This is a genomic window from Streptomyces sp. NPDC127197 (assembly GCF_042672405.1).
In the GTDB taxonomy this organism is placed as follows: domain Bacteria; phylum Actinomycetota; class Actinomycetes; order Streptomycetales; family Streptomycetaceae; genus Streptomyces; species Streptomyces flavusporus.
Map to the genome: position 1 here is coordinate 1 of NZ_JBHXVG010000131.1, position 1,913 is coordinate 1,913.

The 1,913-nt window shown below is 68.7% G+C and carries 2 protein-coding genes; one reads left to right on the forward strand and one right to left on the reverse strand.

Translation table 11 applies throughout. The features are described 5' to 3' along the window. Window positions 1-367: 367 nt before the first annotated feature. Window positions 368-1,291 (forward strand): phosphotransferase, encoded by a 924-nt coding sequence (locus ACFVJQ_RS45885; RefSeq protein WP_385791947.1) that lies wholly within the window; start codon window positions 368-370, stop codon window positions 1,289-1,291. 424 nt (window positions 1,292-1,715) lie between these two features. Here ACFVJQ_RS45885 and ACFVJQ_RS45890 read toward each other — a convergent pair. After that, on the reverse strand, window positions 1,716-1,913 hold a 198-nt coding region (locus ACFVJQ_RS45890), incomplete at its 5' end, for a hypothetical protein (protein WP_385791948.1).

Consider the following 1,913-nt stretch of genomic DNA (forward strand, 5'->3'; position numbering starts at 1 on the left):
GCGGCAGAAGGTTGAAAGCCACACCCGACGCCCCTGGGTGGGCCAACCATACGAAGGGCTCGCCCGGTCCCAGAGAAGAACGTAGGGAAGGTTGACCAGTGGCCACCGGTACTCCCGGCGGCCCCTTTCGCTTCGTACGGTGGCCGTATGGGCAGGGACGGGGTGCCCCGGCTGCGGCTGGTCGTGGGCACGGGCGAAGACGCCGGGGCGCGGTTCTGCCGGGGGTGCGGCGGTCCGCTGGTGCCACCTTGGCACTCAGCAGCACATGGGCCTGTTCGACAGATCACGCATCCGGTCGAACGGCATCGGGCGCGAGGGCCGTGAAACTCCGTTGCTTCCCGGCAACCGGCGGCCTACGGTCCCGATCATGCTGCCTCCGGTGGAAACGGACGAAGAGTGGGACGCGGTTGTTCCCAACGAGACGGTGATGCGCCCCGGAGTGGAGGACCTCTGTGCACGCCTCGGTCTTGCCGGCGCACCGCTGACTCGTTTCCCGGACGGATCGCAGCCGGTCTACGTGGTGGGTGACGAGCACGTTCTCAAACTGTTCCCCGGAGCCGCCGCCCAGGACGGCGTCGCCGAAGGCCGCGTCCTCACGCACGTCCAGGGACGGCTGCCGGTACCGACACCGCAGGTGCGTGACTTCGGTCCGTACGAGAACGGCTGGCAGTACGTCCTGATGTCCCGGCTCCGCGGCGAGAACCTGGCCGGCTCCTGGGACCGCATTCCACGGAGCCACCGTGAACGGCTTGTCACCGACGTGGGTGAGACCCTGGCGGTACTGCACTCCCTCAACCCCGATCCTCTCGCAGACGTCCTCGGTCCGGGAGACTGGGGCGTCTTCCTGGACCGCCAACGTGCCGGTGCGGTGGAACAGCAGCGCGCCCACGGACTGCCGGCCGCCTGGCTGGAGCAGATCCCGGACTTCCTGGCCTCGGTCCCACTGCCGCGCACCCCGCACCGTTCCCTGCTCCACACCGAGGTCATGCAGCAGCACTTCCTCGTCGATCCCGACGGGTGGCGCCTGACCGGGCTCTTCGACTTCGAACCAGCCATGATCGGTGACCGCGCGTACGACTTCGTGGGCGTCGGTCTGTTCGTCACCCGCGGTGATCCGGACCTGCTGACCCGGCTCACCAGCGCGTACGGCCACACCTTCGAGCCGTCCGAACTGCTCGCGTACACGGTGCTGCACGTGTACAGCAACCTCCCCTGGTACATGAGGGAACTGCACGTACCTGCCGAAGGAACACTACTTGCGCTTGCGGAGGCATGGTTCGGCACGGCGTGACGCATGTCTGTCGCAGTGCCGAACCAGCAGTGGCGCCAGCATTCTTGCTGATCCTCCGCCCGTACGCCGAACCGGCGCCGCTCGACCGCGGCGCCGGCTGCGACGCGGTCGGGAGACGCGCCTGCACGATGGCGCCCTGGCTGGCCTCCGGGTTCAGGCCGAACACCAGGTCGGGCAGTCTGCCGGGCGACGGCCGCACATCCCAGCAGACGATCGCACCAGCTCCCGACAGGGCGAATCTGCGAACCCTCCGAGCCGCAAGAGGTCGGATCGTCGGTGCAGCGCGTGCTGGTAATACGACGTAGACGTCACGGCCAACGGGGACGCTGAGATTCAGCGTCGGCCTGCAGGATAGCGAGGGCGCCTGACCTGGGGTCTTCGTGCGAAGTGGTACGGGTCGACGCGCCGCCCCGGTGCGCTGGAGTCAGCGAGCCCGCGATCTCATCCGGCAGGGATCGGGGGCGAGCAGGTCGAAGCCGCTGCGGCCGCCGCTGTTGGGGTCGGCGGCGGCGTGGCCTTGCTGTTCAGCCGGGGCCTGCTGGCTCGCGGTGGGTACGAACACGACGAGATACGCCTCGAAGCCCCCGTCCAGGCCTGCGCCCCACTCTTCCCGGTCCATCGC